Source organism: Haloglomus halophilum, from assembly GCF_024298885.1.
GTDB classification, from domain to species: Archaea; Halobacteriota; Halobacteria; order Halobacteriales; family Haloarculaceae; genus Haloglomus; species Haloglomus halophilum.
This window is the reverse complement of record NZ_CP101167.1, coordinates 30,642-44,354: the sequence shown is the minus strand read 5'-3', so window position 1 is coordinate 44,354 and position 13,713 is coordinate 30,642. Positions and strand designations below refer to the sequence as shown.

12 protein-coding genes and 1 pseudogene are annotated in these 13,713 nt (G+C 54.6%); 11 read left to right on the top strand and 2 right to left on the bottom strand.

Annotated elements, in window-relative coordinates; all coding sequences use genetic code 11:
* Positions 1-520: 520 nt before the first annotated feature.
* On the bottom strand, positions 521-2,494 hold the full coding sequence (locus tag NL114_RS20595) for a 3-hydroxyacyl-CoA dehydrogenase/enoyl-CoA hydratase family protein (RefSeq protein ID WP_256463877.1): 1,974 nt from the start codon (positions 2,492-2,494) through the stop codon (positions 521-523).
* Positions 2,495-3,040: 546 nt separating this feature from the next.
* Between NL114_RS20595 and NL114_RS20590 the strand changes: the two genes are divergently transcribed.
* From NL114_RS20590 to NL114_RS20560, 7 genes and pseudogenes are all read left to right on the top strand, one after another.
* Positions 3,041-3,475 carry a Zn-ribbon domain-containing OB-fold protein gene (locus NL114_RS20590; RefSeq protein ID WP_247010718.1) on the top strand — a complete coding sequence of 145 codons (435 nt, stop codon included), beginning with the start codon at positions 3,041-3,043 and terminating at the stop codon, positions 3,473-3,475.
* The gene (locus NL114_RS20585; protein ID WP_247010719.1) at positions 3,472-4,644 is read left to right on the top strand and encodes a thiolase C-terminal domain-containing protein; all 1,173 of its coding nucleotides are present in this window, start codon (positions 3,472-3,474) and stop codon (positions 4,642-4,644) included. The genes NL114_RS20590 and NL114_RS20585 overlap by 4 nt, the downstream gene beginning before the upstream one ends.
* 145 nt (positions 4,645-4,789) lie before the next feature.
* Positions 4,790-6,439 (top strand): long-chain-fatty-acid--CoA ligase, encoded by a 1,650-nt coding sequence (locus NL114_RS20580; RefSeq protein WP_254824824.1) that lies wholly within the window; start codon positions 4,790-4,792, stop codon positions 6,437-6,439.
* A 30-nt stretch (positions 6,440-6,469) separates the two neighbouring features.
* Positions 6,470-7,675 carry an acyl-CoA dehydrogenase family protein gene (locus NL114_RS20575; RefSeq protein ID WP_247010721.1) on the top strand — a complete coding sequence of 402 codons (1,206 nt, stop codon included), beginning with the start codon at positions 6,470-6,472 and terminating at the stop codon, positions 7,673-7,675.
* 13 nt (positions 7,676-7,688) lie between these two features.
* On the top strand, positions 7,689-8,132 hold the full coding sequence (locus NL114_RS20570; RefSeq protein ID WP_247010722.1) for a MaoC family dehydratase: 444 nt from the start codon (positions 7,689-7,691) through the stop codon (positions 8,130-8,132).
* A 279-nt stretch (positions 8,133-8,411) separates the two neighbouring features.
* Positions 8,412-9,251: pseudogene (locus tag NL114_RS20565) on the top strand (IS5 family transposase).
* 434 nt (positions 9,252-9,685) lie between these two features.
* Positions 9,686-10,231: a hypothetical protein gene (locus NL114_RS20560; protein ID WP_247010806.1), complete on the top strand. Its 546-nt coding sequence runs from the start codon at positions 9,686-9,688 to the stop codon at positions 10,229-10,231.
* A 13-nt stretch (positions 10,232-10,244) separates the two neighbouring features.
* On the opposite strand, the gene NL114_RS20555 is transcribed toward NL114_RS20560, so the two are convergent.
* Positions 10,245-11,609 carry a restriction endonuclease gene (locus NL114_RS20555; RefSeq protein WP_254824823.1) on the bottom strand — a complete coding sequence of 455 codons (1,365 nt, stop codon included), beginning with the start codon at positions 11,607-11,609 and terminating at the stop codon, positions 10,245-10,247.
* Positions 11,610-11,731: 122 nt separating this feature from the next.
* Here NL114_RS20555 and NL114_RS20550 point away from each other — a divergent pair, with 122 nt between their 5' ends.
* The 4 genes from NL114_RS20550 to NL114_RS20535 all read left to right on the top strand — a co-directional run bounded on the left by NL114_RS20550 (position 11,732) and on the right by NL114_RS20535 (position 13,445).
* Complete coding sequence (locus NL114_RS20550; protein WP_096396466.1) at positions 11,732-12,136, top strand: DUF6166 domain-containing protein; 405 nt, start codon at positions 11,732-11,734, stop codon at positions 12,134-12,136.
* Positions 12,137-12,155: 19 nt separating this feature from the next.
* Complete coding sequence (locus tag NL114_RS20545) at positions 12,156-12,434, top strand: DUF7389 domain-containing protein (RefSeq protein ID WP_254824822.1); 279 nt, start codon at positions 12,156-12,158, stop codon at positions 12,432-12,434.
* A 40-nt stretch (positions 12,435-12,474) separates the two neighbouring features.
* Positions 12,475-13,134 (top strand): helix-turn-helix domain-containing protein, encoded by a 660-nt coding sequence (locus NL114_RS20540; RefSeq protein ID WP_254824821.1) that lies wholly within the window; start codon positions 12,475-12,477, stop codon positions 13,132-13,134.
* A gap of 86 nt (positions 13,135-13,220) precedes the next feature.
* Positions 13,221-13,445: a DUF8129 domain-containing protein gene (locus NL114_RS20535; protein WP_254824820.1), complete on the top strand. Its 225-nt coding sequence runs from the start codon at positions 13,221-13,223 to the stop codon at positions 13,443-13,445.
* Positions 13,446-13,713 lie beyond the last annotated feature (268 nt).

The following is a 13,713-nucleotide window of genomic DNA, read 5'->3' as shown; positions in this document are numbered from 1 at the left end:
GTAGACGTTGATAATATCGACAATTGGAGGCTTTAGGAATCCCCCATCTAGGGCCATAGAATAACAAAGCTACTATTGTTAGTCTATAGGGCCATCATCCGACTATAGCCAGTGTTGACGATATCAACAATTTTGGATCCGGCCGTTGTTGTAGTGAGCCTATTCGCTGCCACTAGGCGATGCGTGATCAATCATTTAGTAAAACGAAGGGGATACGACCTGACGTGGTATCCAACCCAGCCTAGTGGTATAAGTTAAAATGGCTGTAGTGAATCGCCGGACGTAGCTTAATTTCACTATGCCACCGCCTGCCTGATGTGTGAACCGTACACATCAAGGTGAGTTCGCGGAACTTTCCAAACATTCTTTGTGAAGCAGGGATCTTTGACATAATCAGCGGCGGTTTCCCGCTTCATCTCCCTAGTTCTAACGGTAGAAGCAGACGCTATCCAACGATTTGCCGAAACCGAATTCGTTAGTATCCGCCAATCAATATTCGTACAGTTCCGTCGGGACCTTTCTATCGCTTCCAGTCCGCTTCGCGTTTTTCGAGAAACGCCGAGAGTCCCTTCTCAGCTTCTTCCGACTGCGTCCGTTTGACGAGCCGGTCCATCGCCTCGTCGAACCACGTTTCTAGCAGATCGTCTTCCATCTCTGTCCATAGGTCTTTCATTTCCCTAACAGACTTCGGTCCCGATGCAGTCGTCGAATGAGCGAGTTCACGAACGATATCTTCTACCTGCGTTTCATCAACTGCGTAATTGACGATTCCCATCGATTCCGCTTCAGTAGCGGTGAATTGATCGCCTGTCAGCGATATTTCCATGATCTCTTTCTTTCCGAGACTCATCCGACCGTATGTGAGTCCAATTGGTGGGAGCGCCCCGATCTGTCCTTCTGGAAGCGCGAAGCTACTGTTCGTAGAGGCGACTGCAAGATCGCAAAGTAGAACGAGCTCACACCCCCCGCCGTTAGCAGCTCCCTCAACAGCTGCAATTACCGGTTTCGGATGATCGCGAATCGTTTGTACCGTCGGGCCTACGACCTCTTCGAACATTTCTCTGGCATCCTCTGTCGACTCAAGGCTTTGGATCTCCGCGATGTCGTCGCCAGCACAGAATGCTCGTCCTGCTCCCTGGAGGACTGTCGCTCGAACTTTGTCGTCATTCGCTGCCTTCTCGAGAGCGGCCTTCAGACCGTTCCAGCTCGACTTGTCAAGCGCGTTGAGTCGATCTGGTCTGTTGAGCGTAATCCATGCAGTGTATTCACGTCGCTCATATCTAACCGTCTCGAACTCCGCCTGCTCGTATTCCCACTCGTAGAAGCCGATTCCTGTCTTCTGCCCGAGTTCCCCGTTCGCCACCGATTCATGAAGAGATGGGTTGGGTTCATACTCATCCCAACCCGACCGGGAATGCAACTCTTCCAACGTCTCGACAAGTCGGTCAATCCCGTACTCGTCAGCCATCTCGAGGAGGCCTCGCGGCCAGTTCATTCCGATTTGCATCGCCTTGTCGATCTCTGACTTCGTGGTCACGTTGTTCGCCAGCATCCAAGCCGCTTCGTTTACAGCAGGCGCGACTAGATGTTTCGGATCGAAGTCATGGCGACGCTCCTGTGGAATCTCAACACGTGAATACTCCCCTGGTTCAGGATATGTGTAGAAGCCCTCACCGGTCTTCATACCGTAATTCTCGGCCTCCTCTTTTTTTTCGAGCAGATCGGGGATGTGCAGGTCGACTCCTCGTTCTTGCATCGAGTGGGCAGCCATGGTAGCGACATCTATACCACTGAAGTCGAGAACCTCGAACGGTCCCATTGGAAGGCCGATCCGCCGGATCGCGGCGTCTATTGTTTTCCTGTCTCGCCCCTCTTGGTCAACCTGACGAACTGCCTCAAGCCAGAATCGGAGATTGATCCGATTGATAAGGAATCCGGGGATATCCTTCTCAACGAGAACTGGGGTCTTGCCAATCGCCTCGCTGATCGTTTCAGCCGCCTCAAATATATCGTCGGCCGTTTCCTCACCCCGGATAACCTCGACGATGTCCATAAGCTGAACTGGATTGGAAAAATGCAGGCCGACAACCTTGCTCGGCCGATCCGTCGCGGACGCAATTTCGGTGATCGGGAGAGTACTAGTATTGGTCGCTAGAATCGTTCTTTCCGGTGCGTGGTCATCGATCGTACTAAAAACATCCTGTTTCAAGTCGATGTTCTCAGGTACTGCTTCGACGACAAGATCGGCATCACCGTAGGCATCTTCCTCTGACGTCGTCGTCTTGATCCGTGCTAATACGGCATCCGGATCCTTAGTGAGTTTCTCGAGACTTCCTTCGATTTTTTCGAGAGCGGTTTTCAAGACGTCCTCGTTGATGTCGATAATCGTAACGTCGTATCCAGACATCGCAAAGGTTTGAGCGATACCATGACCCATTGTTCCGCCTCCGACGACTGTCACAGTCTCTACACTTTCGGTTAGTGGCGCACTCATTTTTTCACCGTGCTTAAGACGTCTCCATCGTCCTTGTTATAATTTTCCCCAGTCTTTGATGCTTCATCGGTCATTGGTGGTTCTATTGCTCTTCCGAGGCCACTCACAATACCATAGGAAAATCGCGTTCTGGTGATTTAATCTCGTTCGAAGTACTACCTGGTGCTGTCTGGTGAGGTAGTGGAAAGTGAGATCTCCGGTGGTTCCTAGAGAGCATAAAACAGAGGCAGAGAAGGGACTCGACGCGCTGGTGTCATTGCCGCTAACCATTCGATTTACGATGGGATACGAAGCTATGAAGGAATTGTTCCGCAATGGGCGTCCTCAGGTAATTTTCACCCAACAATTCGGGAACTTCACCTGCGAGGATGTGACGGGCCAGTCGGTGACACCGACTGGCCCGTCTCTTCAGCACGGTCTCTCGAAAAGAGCAGCATAGCGTCCCAAAACGAGCAGAAACAGGGCGACTGCGCGTTCCACCAATGGATACTACACCACCGGACTACCGGCCAAACACTTATATACACAGCATCAATTTGGGAGCGTATGCGACAGGTGCACCCCGACTATAATGAGTCGTCGGGACTCGTCGTTGACGGGTCGATTCGTATTGCCGCCGATGATAATCCAGTGCTGATAGGGACCGAATGTTCCGAGTGCGAGTACGTTGTCTTTCCATCTCGGCCGTTTTGCCGCAATTGTCTTTCGGACAACGTCTCTGATGTCGAACTTGCACGAACAGGACACCTCGAGACCTACACCGTTGCACATACTGGTCAAGATGGAATCGAACCACCGTACGCATTCGGCTTTGTGAACCTGGAAAACGTACAGGTTTACTCTCGCTTCACCGAGTGGAAAGAAAGATCACTCGAAGTTGGCGACCAAGTGGAACTGGTACTTGAAAAAATCAAGACAGATCCGGAGACCGGTGAACCGTTGTTTGGCCATATGTTCCGCCCCATGGAGGAAGAACAATGACTGAAAACGAAGTAGCTGTCATCAACGTCGGCCAGTCCGACTTCGGCGAACTGGAGGGACAGCGCGTAACTGAGTTTGGGAGCAGAGCCGTTCGTGAAGCGCTCTTGTCTTCGAGCGTTGAACCAGATGATATCGAGGAAGCGTATATCGGTAATGTCGCTACTACTGCCCAGGATCAAACCAGCGTTATTGGCCAAGCAATACTCCGAGAAGTAGGGGTAACAGGTATCCCGGTCATCCGAGTTGAGAACGCGTGTGCCAGCTCAACCTGTGCATTCCAAGAGGCCTATAAGAGAGTTCAATCAGGCGAATCCGATATCGTGCTCGCTATGGGTGTTGAGAAAATGACTGGTGTCCCGACGGAGGTTACTCTCAAAGATATGGCTGGTGCGGCGGACGCAGAAGTTGAGGGTGCAATGGGGATGACGTTCATGGGCCTCTACGGGATGCGCGCTAATGCCTACATGAATCAGTTCGGTAATGTACGCGAGGAATTGGCCGACATCGCGGTCAAAAACCATGACAATGGGCTTAAAAATCCACGGGCACATCTTCAGCTCAACGTTGACCGCGACGACATCCTTGAATCCCGCCCAATCTCCGATCCTATCCGGCTGCTTGATGCCTGTCCAATGTCAGATGGAGCAGCAGCAGCAGTCATCGCACGCGGCGAAATCGCCGAAGAGTTGGTTGAAGAACCAATCTACGTCGATGCTGCCGAAATGTTGAGCGGCAATTACCTTGAGGAGGTCGAATTCTGGCGTGAAGAACTTGACGAACGCGTGGCCCAAAAGGCCTACAGTGAGGCTGGTATCGGCCCGGATGATCTGGATGTTGTCGAAGTTCATGATGCGGCTACCATCGGCGAGCTAATGCATTACGAAGGACTAGGGTTAGCGGATCGAGGGGAAGGTGCTTCACTCGTCCGGAGTGGTGACGTTATGCTCGATGGTCGTACTCCGGTTAATCCAAGTGGTGGACTCAAGTCACGCGGTCATCCGGTGGGAGCAACGGGGGTGGCCCAGATTTGTGAACTCGTCTGGCAACTCCGTGGCGAGGCGGGAGCCCGGCAGGTTGAAAATCCGTCTATTGGATTAGCCCAGAACTCGGGTGGCGCACTTGTAGGTGAAGGCGGCGTATCGACAGTAACGATCCTCAGTAACCGCTGATTTTTTGTTTTTACTAGATATTCGGTTTCACATTCCTATCTAAAGATCTGTCGTTAGACACCTCTAAAAATTGTTTCCCAATCGGCAACAACAGAATAGGTTGTCACCCCGAACCTATATATATGAAAGCACATAACAAGAATCCATGGAGGTCATAGATGGATTCCCATCGACTAGTGGAGACGAGTATCCGCTCAACACGACAAGATTCATCGAGGCGGCAGCACGAAACGTTCCTGATCGGGAAATCGTCTCAGGAACAGGTGAAGACCAGTTCCGGTACACCTACGGAGAGGCGTACGAACGAATGCAGCGCTTGGCCAATGCCCTCGAAGAGTTGGGTGTTGAGGCCGGAGATCGCGTAGGTGTGCTTGCGTGGAATGACCACCGTCACTATGAATGCTATTTCGGCATTCCCGGAACCGGTGCCGTTTTCCTTCAGCTCAATCTCCGACTGCATTCAGATCAACTACAGTATGTGTTAAATCACTCGGAACCGCGGTTCTTAGTGGTCGACGAATCCCTTCTGGAAGTCGCTGAAGGTGTCGCCCACGAGGTCAGTTCCATAGAGGGATTCGTCGTCATGACTGATAACGAGCTCGACGAGGTCGAAACCGATCTCGAGCCGACGTACTCCTATGAAGACATATTAACTGAGGCGGAGCCGGAGTACGATTGGCCATACATCGACGAAACATCGGCATACAGTGCCTGCTACACGACTGGAACGACGGGGCGTCCCAAAGGGGTGTACTATTCCCACCGGAGCATCTACCTACACACGATGCAGTTGGCGAATTCCATCGGTATCTCACATGAGGACTCAGTCGCTCAAATCACTCCGATGTTCCATGGACAAGGATGGGGACTGGCCTACGCTGCGACGTACGCTGGCGCAAAGCTTGCGTTCCCAGGCCGATATCGGGCGGAAAATCCCGAACCGCTGGTTGATCTCATCCGTGACGAGGATGCGACCGTAACAAACGGGGCACCAGCTATTTTTATGCCGATGCTTGATTACATTCGGGATCTCGACGATATCCCGAACTGGAACGATCTACAGATGATGTCTGGGGCCACAGAGCCGCCGCTGGACATGATACGGGGATACAAAGAACTCACGGGGGCAGAGATCGTCCATGCATATGGCGCAACTGAGACGACCCCGCTGGTAACGATGAACTACATCAAGCCGTCGCTTGAAGAAGACCTCTCTGAGGAAGAAAAGCTCGATATGCGGCGCAAGCAGGGACTGACTGTCCCGGGTATCGAGATGAAAATAGTCGATCCTACCACAGGGGAGGAACTATCACACGACGGTGAATCCGCCGGAGAAATTCTCATCCGTGGCCCATGGGTGGTAAGCAGTTACCATGACGACGACCGAACCGAACATTCGTTCACTGACGATGGGTTCTGGAAAAGCGGAGACGCTGGGGTTATCGATAAGGAAGGATATCTAAAGATCACTGACCGTATCAAGGATGTTATTAAAAGCGGTGGGGAATGGATTTCGTCTGTCGACATGGAAAACCTCCTCATCGAACATCCGGATGTCAGAGACGCGTGCGTTGTTGGCCTTGAACACCCGGAATGGGAAGAGCGCCCATTCGCACTTGTTGAGGTCGAAGACGAATTCGATCGTGAAGAACTCGATGAAATTCTTTCCCAGCGGTTCGCGGACTGGCAACTCCCCGATGAAATTGAGTTCACTAACGAGATTCCAAAAACAAGTGTGGGGAAAAACAACAAGAAAGTAATCCGTAATCAGTACGAAGGTCGGTACTTCGATTGAAAGCATCTTAGACTAGATTCAAACAGGGATATGACAGGCATTAATTTCGAAGTTGACGAAGAGACGCAGCTCGTATTGAACAGCCTTGATGAGTTTATTGAGCGGGAAGTAGCACCCTTAACAAGTGACCTTGAATCGAAACTTAACAATCCCACCCTAGGTCGACGAGCAAACGGTCAACCCACTGATGAGATACTCGAAGCAATCCAGAGTATTCGTCAAAAGAGTGGTGAGGCTGGGTTTTATGCTATGCATATGCCCGAAGAGGTGGGTGGCCAAGGGGTCTCAAAAATAACGTGGTACGCAGCGAAGCGCCACGTCGCTTCGAAGGGACGAGGGCTCTCTGAGTATGTCCTCAAGGGGCCGGAGGGGCCAAATGCGTTATTGGGTCTTGCTGAGGGTGAACAGGTCGAACGGTACTTCAAGCCAGTCGTGCGTGGTAAGAAATCGACTGCATTCGGTCAAACTGAACCCGATGTCGGCTCTGACTCACCCTCGATGTCAACCGAAGCTGAAAAGAACGGTGACGAATGGATAATCAACGGTCGAAAGCAGTGGATTACGAACGCGGCATTCTGCGATTTCGCCCTCGTGCTGGCACGGACAAAGCCGCTGGCGGAGGTCGATCGGCGATACGATGGTATCACGTGTTTCATCGTCGAACGAGACGAGTTCGAAGTCGGCTCGGTCAACAACGCTATTGGCTTAGAGGGTTGGCAAGCCGAAATCCTTCTGGACGACGTTGCCGTACCTGAATCACGCGTTCTTGGCCCCAAGCATGGCGCATTTCGAGATGCAATGGAACTATTGACGATGGGTCGACTCGAACTCGGAGCAGAAGCTGTTGGCTACTCCCAGTATCTGCTTGAAAAGAGCCGGGAGTATGCACGAGAACGTGAAGCGTTCGGAGAGTCCATCGGGTCGTTCCAGCAGGTGTCAAGCATGTATGCACGAGGACGTGCGAAAACGTATATGGCAGACGCTGGGGGGCTACGAACCGCATGGAATCTGGATCAGGGTAACGACATCGTTGAGGATGTCTCAATCTTCCATTGGTTCGCGACTAACGCTTTCTGGGAAATTGCGGATAACGCGGTCCAGATTCACGGTGCAAACGGCCTATCAGAGGACAATCCATTTGTTGATCATCTCCATCTCGCTAGAGTGCTTCGGATCGTAGAAGGAACTGACGAGATCCAACTCAACACGATCGCTAAGCAAAACGGTCTCCTCTAGACGAAAAATTGATATGTATAATAGATATTACGAAGATTTCGTCGTCGGCGAAACTCATAAAACCGATGATGTCGAAGTTACCAAGCAAGAAATCCTTGAGTTCGGGCAGAAATACGATCCGCTTCCGTTCCATATTGACGAAGAGACCGCAGCGGAAACGCCATTTAATGGCGTAATCGCAAGTGGACTGCAAACTTTTGCACTCTCCCAGAAACAAGTCGTCGATAGTTTCTTTCGAGAAAGCCACCTGCTAGGGAGCGTCGGTTTTGACGAAGCAGAGTTCCCGAATCCTGTTCGTCCCGGAGATACACTTTCCACGACGCTTGAAATCCTTGAGAAGCGCCCATCAAAATCCAATCCTTCCCGAGGACTCGTGACGATTATGCGTAAGGTCGTTAATCAACACGACTCCGTTGTTCTTCGGGTAACCAATAATGTTCTAGTAGAACGGCAATAGGAATAGCATGGTTGGTCCACCGTTCTCTTCTGAAGGACGGGCTTGATTAGACACTCATCAAAATACGGTTTAGCGGTTCTATACTCAGCTTTACACGTTAGTGTCGGCGGTTGAGTGAACGAAGAGGTGGTTGATCTCTTCCATAGAGTCCACAATCATCGGGCCTTGTTTAGACGCTCAAAGACGCGTAGCTCAGCGGCACCTCCATTAGTATCGTGTTCCTAGAAGGTTCCGCTACATGTCTAATTTACTAGGAAGTGAAGCGGGTTAGATTCGGTTGTGCCAACGAAGCTAGCCCGCTTCACTATGCACGTCGTAACGCTGGCCCAAAAAGCCGTCGTCGGGACTCCTAACCCGCCCGTTCAGAAGGGTACTGGCGGCTACGCCGACTGGGTGATCGTGTCGATTCACGGCCTCAAGACGTATCTCAATTTACCGTACCGACGGCTTCTCGAGGTCCTACACGAAATGCCGCGAGTCGCTCGAATCATGGAGTTAGAGATGGCTCAGCCACCTGATTTTACCACAGTGTGTGTCCGGATACAACAGCTCAAAATGCCGCTCTGGCGTGACTTCCTCCGGCTGTCGGCGGAGCTGCACGACACCGGCGAGATTCAGGCGATCGACGCAACCGGCATGGATCGCATCGCGGCGAGCCAGCACTATGCGAAACGCACGAATTACACGTTCAAGGCGGTGAAAACTACCGCGTTGATCGACTGTAAAACTGGTACGATTCTAGATATACATTGCTCGATGAAACAACCGCACGACTCACAGATCGCGTGGCAACTGCTCACGCGAAACCTAGAGAAACTGAGCATTCTCACCGCCGACAAAGGCTACGACTGGGAGCTGCTTCGCCACAAACTCCGGTCATAGGGCGTCAAACCGGTAGTCAAGTACCGCGAGTTCGGCTGGCACGGCGTCGCCAACAATGTCTTGCTTGATGATACGATCGACCACCAACGCTCGAACATCGAGGCGACGTTTTTCGCGCTTCGGCGCAAATACGGCGAGATCGTTCGAGCGAGAACGTGGTTCGGCCAGTTCCGAGAACTCGTTCTCAAGTGCGCAGTCAGAAACGTGGAACTCGCGCTCGACCGCTCAAACACATGAATTCAGGCGTCTAATCAGGGCCTAATTGAGTATATTCATCGAGTCTCGACGTACTGCGCGCTGTACATCGCCTCACCAGGTTCGGACCAGCGGCCGACGGCTTGAGGAGTAACTCTGAAACGCCAATTATTGACGAGTTGTCGGGCGTTTATTGGCGTGTACACAGAGCTCCACGTGGGCAGGGACAGACATCGCACCCATGTTCACGCCCTGTAGTGTTGGAGTCTGACATTCCACCCCTGCCCCTCGTCCGCTCTCATGTTGGAGAGCCATCTCTCGGTCGCTGGTGTGCCCCCGATCCGAATCGGCTATCCGAGACCACCTCCACCACCGATTGCTGATTGCCGCTTGTCCAAGTGGCGAACGAGGAGTTCGATGGTACAGAAATCTCTGAGGTATGCTTAGCGACGCAATGGAGACATCGTAGAACTCGAATACGTCGGAGCGGCCCCCGTGAAACGGATGGCGACGCCGAGCGCGTCGCACAGGTGTACCGGCATTCAGACGGTTACCCAGGTAGCGTTCTGCGGGATCTCTCCCAGCTAAAGGAACTTCTCGATGCGACTCGCGCCGAGCGCGGACCGGGGTACACAGCGGCGACATTCGTGTTCCTCGACAAGCTCTCGACGATCGACCTGTATCTGGATGGTGACCCAGACCGAACGATCCACGCTGACCAACCCTCGGATCTCCTCGAGCCGGACAATATGGAGCACCTCGACCAGCCGATGTTCCTGCTCGGACACGGCGTCGAGAGCCCAGCCGACGGCATTCACGGCGACGAAGAGTACCTCTACGTCGTCGAACTCCCGACCCGGAACCCGTTCGAGGGCCCCTCCGAGTGGACCGTCAAGGTGAGTGGTCACTCCGCCTTCCCCCGGTGGGATGGTCCGACCGAGGAAGCCTTCGAGCGGGCCAGCTGGCAGTTCCACGGCCCGCTTGAGCACGCGCTCGAAGAGCTGGTCGCTGAGCCGGCGTGAACGCGTAGCCCGCTCAGATGATGCCGCCGATGATGAGTAGTCCGACCACGAGCAGCAGCGTCGCGACAACGCTTCCCCCGGCCAGCCACTTGTTCTCCATCGCCTTCTCGTGGAGCGGCATGTCGGCGTACTCCTCGCGGAACGCCTCGAGATTCTCCTGGTCGTAGAAGTACTTCGTCTTTAGCGCGAACCGTTCGGTCACCGCACAGCCCGTACAGATCGGCTCGCCTTCGAGCCGTTCGGTCTTGCTGTGGCTGGAGCAGGCGATGGCCCCGCAGTTCGGACAGTACGTGTACGCCTCGTCGCCGCCGCTCGTGTCACAGTGGACGCACCGATGGATGCCGTCCTCGGCGGTCACTCGTGACGGGCCTGCCGCGTAGTACTCGTAGGGGTAGGTGTACTCCTGAAGTTCCGTCGTCTGTCGAACCTCGGGGAGGTACACTGGTTCGATCGACTGGACGGAGATGTCCGAGCGGTTCGGCTCACAGGTCTTGTTGTACGTGACGTTGTTGTCGCCGGTGTAGGTCACCGTCGTCGTGTGGTGTTGCTGGAGGCGCTCGACGGCCCACTCCTTGTACTCCGTCTGAGTCTGCCCGAACCGGTGCTCCTCGACGTCGTCGAACACCGCTCCGAACTGTTCCGAGTCGAGGTCGATCGTCGCGTGGAGGTTTTCGGTGACCAGCGTCGCGACGTCTTCGTCGACGACCTGCGGCTGCCCGCGTTCGGCGTGGGCAACGAATCGGGTCCGGTCGTTGATCCGGTGGACGACGCCCACCGACGTCTCGAAGACGGCGTTCGTGTCCGCGGTGACCGCGACCACCGGGCGGAACGTCACCGATGAGTGCGGGTCTGGGAGGTCGGCGGCCTCGATGTTCTCAATGTCGCGGAACGCCTCCGCGACGGTCGCGTCGACGTCGGCGGCCGGGTCGTACGGGCGGAGCGTCTCGTCGCAGAGAATCTCGATGCGCCCGTTGTAGAGGTCAAGGCCGATCTCGTCGGCGATCTCCCGGAGGTCCTCGCCATCGAGCAGCTCTATTGGATGGGGATCGTCATTCTGCTGGAGTCGATGCGCGTACTCCTGGGCGGGATTCGTGAACCGGCCGGTCGTGACGACCATCCCGCGTTTCGGGCCGTCGAAGTCGAAGGTCGCGATGGCGGAGTGGAGCTTCTGGACGACCGGTCGCCCGACCGTCCCCGTGTGCTTGCACTCGACGATGATCGCGCGCCGCGTGCCGTCGACGACCTCCTCCATGATGACGTCGCGACCCTCGTCAGCCGTGCGGTCGGCCTGGCGGACGTTCTCGTAGCCGAGGTTCCGGAACACGTCCTCCATTACGTCCTCGAACTCGAACCCCGAGATATCGTCCAGTACAGCCATTCCGATATACCTGGACAGTACGTTGCAACTGTCAAATACGTTGCCGAACGCAGCTACGTCCTGTTTTTGAACCCCCGAGAGGGGTGCGGGGGTGATCGAACGAGCCTCCCGCGAACCAACCTATGAGTGGAATCAGCGACCCACGCTCACACGTACAGTCACGGACTTCGGCAGATCCCGACGTCATCTACGTCGGTTACCGTCGTCGAGGCCGCGCCATCGTCGAGAAGCAATCGGACCAAGAACAGCTCACGCCAGAGCGGAGTCTCAAGCTGGCGAATCACAGTCCTTCGGGCTTCGAATGGGGATATGGTGGCAGCGGGCCGGCCCAACTCGCACTCGCCCTCCTGCTCGATTACACCGACGATGAGGAGGTAGCGCTTGCGGAGTACAAGGCGTTCAAGACCGAAGTGGTGAGCCAGCTAGAGTGTACAGGCCCTGACGGCTGCTGGCGACTCACCGGACGCGAGATAGATGCAGCCCTTCGTGAGATAGTCGACGATCCAGTCGCACCGTCCGTCAACTAACGACCACAGAGAGCAATCAATGTCAGAACACACCCAGCAGCCACGTACGGACGCAGAATCGCCGCAGAACCGTGAGCGTCAGGCACCAACCGAGTACGTCGAGCGAAGCGATGTCGGCGTCTCACTCACCGTCAAACTTACTCGCGGTACTGGCACCCGCGATCAAGACAAGATCACGGCCAAAGTGAAGGGTAAGACGCTCGAAGACGCCCGCGAGGATATGGAAACCCTCCGCGAGTATATCCACAACCTCGCTGAGGACACTCGCCAGATCCAGCCAGCCGACCCACACGAATAGTACTTCTTTTGACTATTGCACAGAATTGTGTAATCAAAGGATGTACGAAGTGTGCGGTGAGAAGGAACTCAAGGTCATCCTCGCGCTTGACCCGGGCGATTCCATCTCAGGCGTCGCGCGGAAGATCGACGAGAACAGGGAGACGATCCGTCGCGTCGTGAATCGCTTCGAGGAGGCGGGATACGTCGCGGGCAACGATGGGCTTCATCTCATCGATCAGACGCTCCGAGACGCCGGTCTCGAGTTCCTGACGGCGTCAGCAGACATCTCGCCACCGTCGATCTCAGAAGCCTATGTCCTCCCGCAGTTCGCGGGGATGGAGTATGCATACACTGGCATCGATGCGGTCTACGTCTGGACCCGCGGTGGCTACCAGGTCGCTCGCGACCCAGAGGACTATCCGCTGTTCATCGCCGTCCACGAGCCCGACCTCGATGCCTGGACGGCGTTCTTCGATCGGTTCGAAATCCCGACTGCGGAAGAACGCCTGCCCGCTGCCGACCTCGATGGTTCGATACAGGTGGTACTCAAGCCGCGGCCACAGATCGAGGCCGAGATGGTCGACGGACGGCCCGTCATCCCACTCGAAGAAACTGTGGCGTTCGCAAACGAGCACTACGCGCACTTCCAGTCAGCGCTCGACATGCTCGGCCGCATGTACGACAGCGTCGACACTGACGCGAACTACCGTCCAAACTGACTTGGGGTTCTGACAAGGAATTTCTTCGACTGGGAGTGGCCTAGCCGCTGTTTGTTGTCGCCTTGAGAGAGCGGAGGCGAACAAAAATGAGCGATTCGTTGAATTCATCCGTCGAATCAGACGGTCTCACACCGGAACAGCGTCTTGAACCGCCAAACACCCGACTCATCAATGCTGGTATCGCGACGATTCACGACATGGAGACGCTCCGAGCCTGCGTCGCCTACGAGAACGCGAACCAGCAGCGCGTCCAGATTCTTCGCCAGCTCAAAGATCGGGCCAGCGAAATCCGCGCACAGGACGTGCAATAGTTGACCGCGGGGTCAAATGAGCGATATGCCCGAGATCGCCCATATCTCGGAGGGGATATGATAGCGTATCAGATTTCCACGCGGTAAATAACCCAGATAACGATGACTCGTAGATGATCGAGCCGCTTGGCTACCAACAATCAGGTCTACGGTGATTTCGACACTCAGTAAACCGATTACCGAGCTGAATATGTAGAACCCAAACCCGAGTTCTACGCTATCTAACAAGAATCGGTCTAAAGGAAGAGTGACGCGGCGGTAATGTTAT

Bases quoted from the DNA above. Each gene is read 5' to 3' on its own strand.
- NL114_RS20555 (WP_254824823.1), bottom strand. From the start codon at position 11,609: ATGGCTGTACTGGACGATATCTCGGGGTTCGAGTTCGAGGACGTAATG.
- NL114_RS20575 (WP_247010721.1), top strand. From the start codon at position 6,470: ATGACAGGCATTAATTTCGAAGTTGACGAAGAGACGCAGCTCGTATTG.
- NL114_RS20535 (WP_254824820.1), top strand. From the start codon at position 13,221: ATGAGCGATTCGTTGAATTCATCCGTCGAATCAGACGGTCTCACACCG.
- NL114_RS20550 (WP_096396466.1), top strand. From the start codon at position 11,732: ATGAGTGGAATCAGCGACCCACGCTCACACGTACAGTCACGGACTTCG.
- NL114_RS20545 (WP_254824822.1), top strand. From the start codon at position 12,156: ATGTCAGAACACACCCAGCAGCCACGTACGGACGCAGAATCGCCGCAG.
- NL114_RS20590 (WP_247010718.1), top strand. From the start codon at position 3,041: ATGCGACAGGTGCACCCCGACTATAATGAGTCGTCGGGACTCGTCGTT.
- NL114_RS20595 (WP_256463877.1), bottom strand. From the start codon at position 2,494: ATGAGTGCGCCACTAACCGAAAGTGTAGAGACTGTGACAGTCGTCGGA.
- NL114_RS20585 (WP_247010719.1), top strand. From the start codon at position 3,472: ATGACTGAAAACGAAGTAGCTGTCATCAACGTCGGCCAGTCCGACTTC.
- NL114_RS20540 (WP_254824821.1), top strand. From the start codon at position 12,475: ATGTACGAAGTGTGCGGTGAGAAGGAACTCAAGGTCATCCTCGCGCTT.
- NL114_RS20580 (WP_254824824.1), top strand. From the start codon at position 4,790: ATGGAGGTCATAGATGGATTCCCATCGACTAGTGGAGACGAGTATCCG.
- NL114_RS20570 (WP_247010722.1), top strand. From the start codon at position 7,689: ATGTATAATAGATATTACGAAGATTTCGTCGTCGGCGAAACTCATAAA.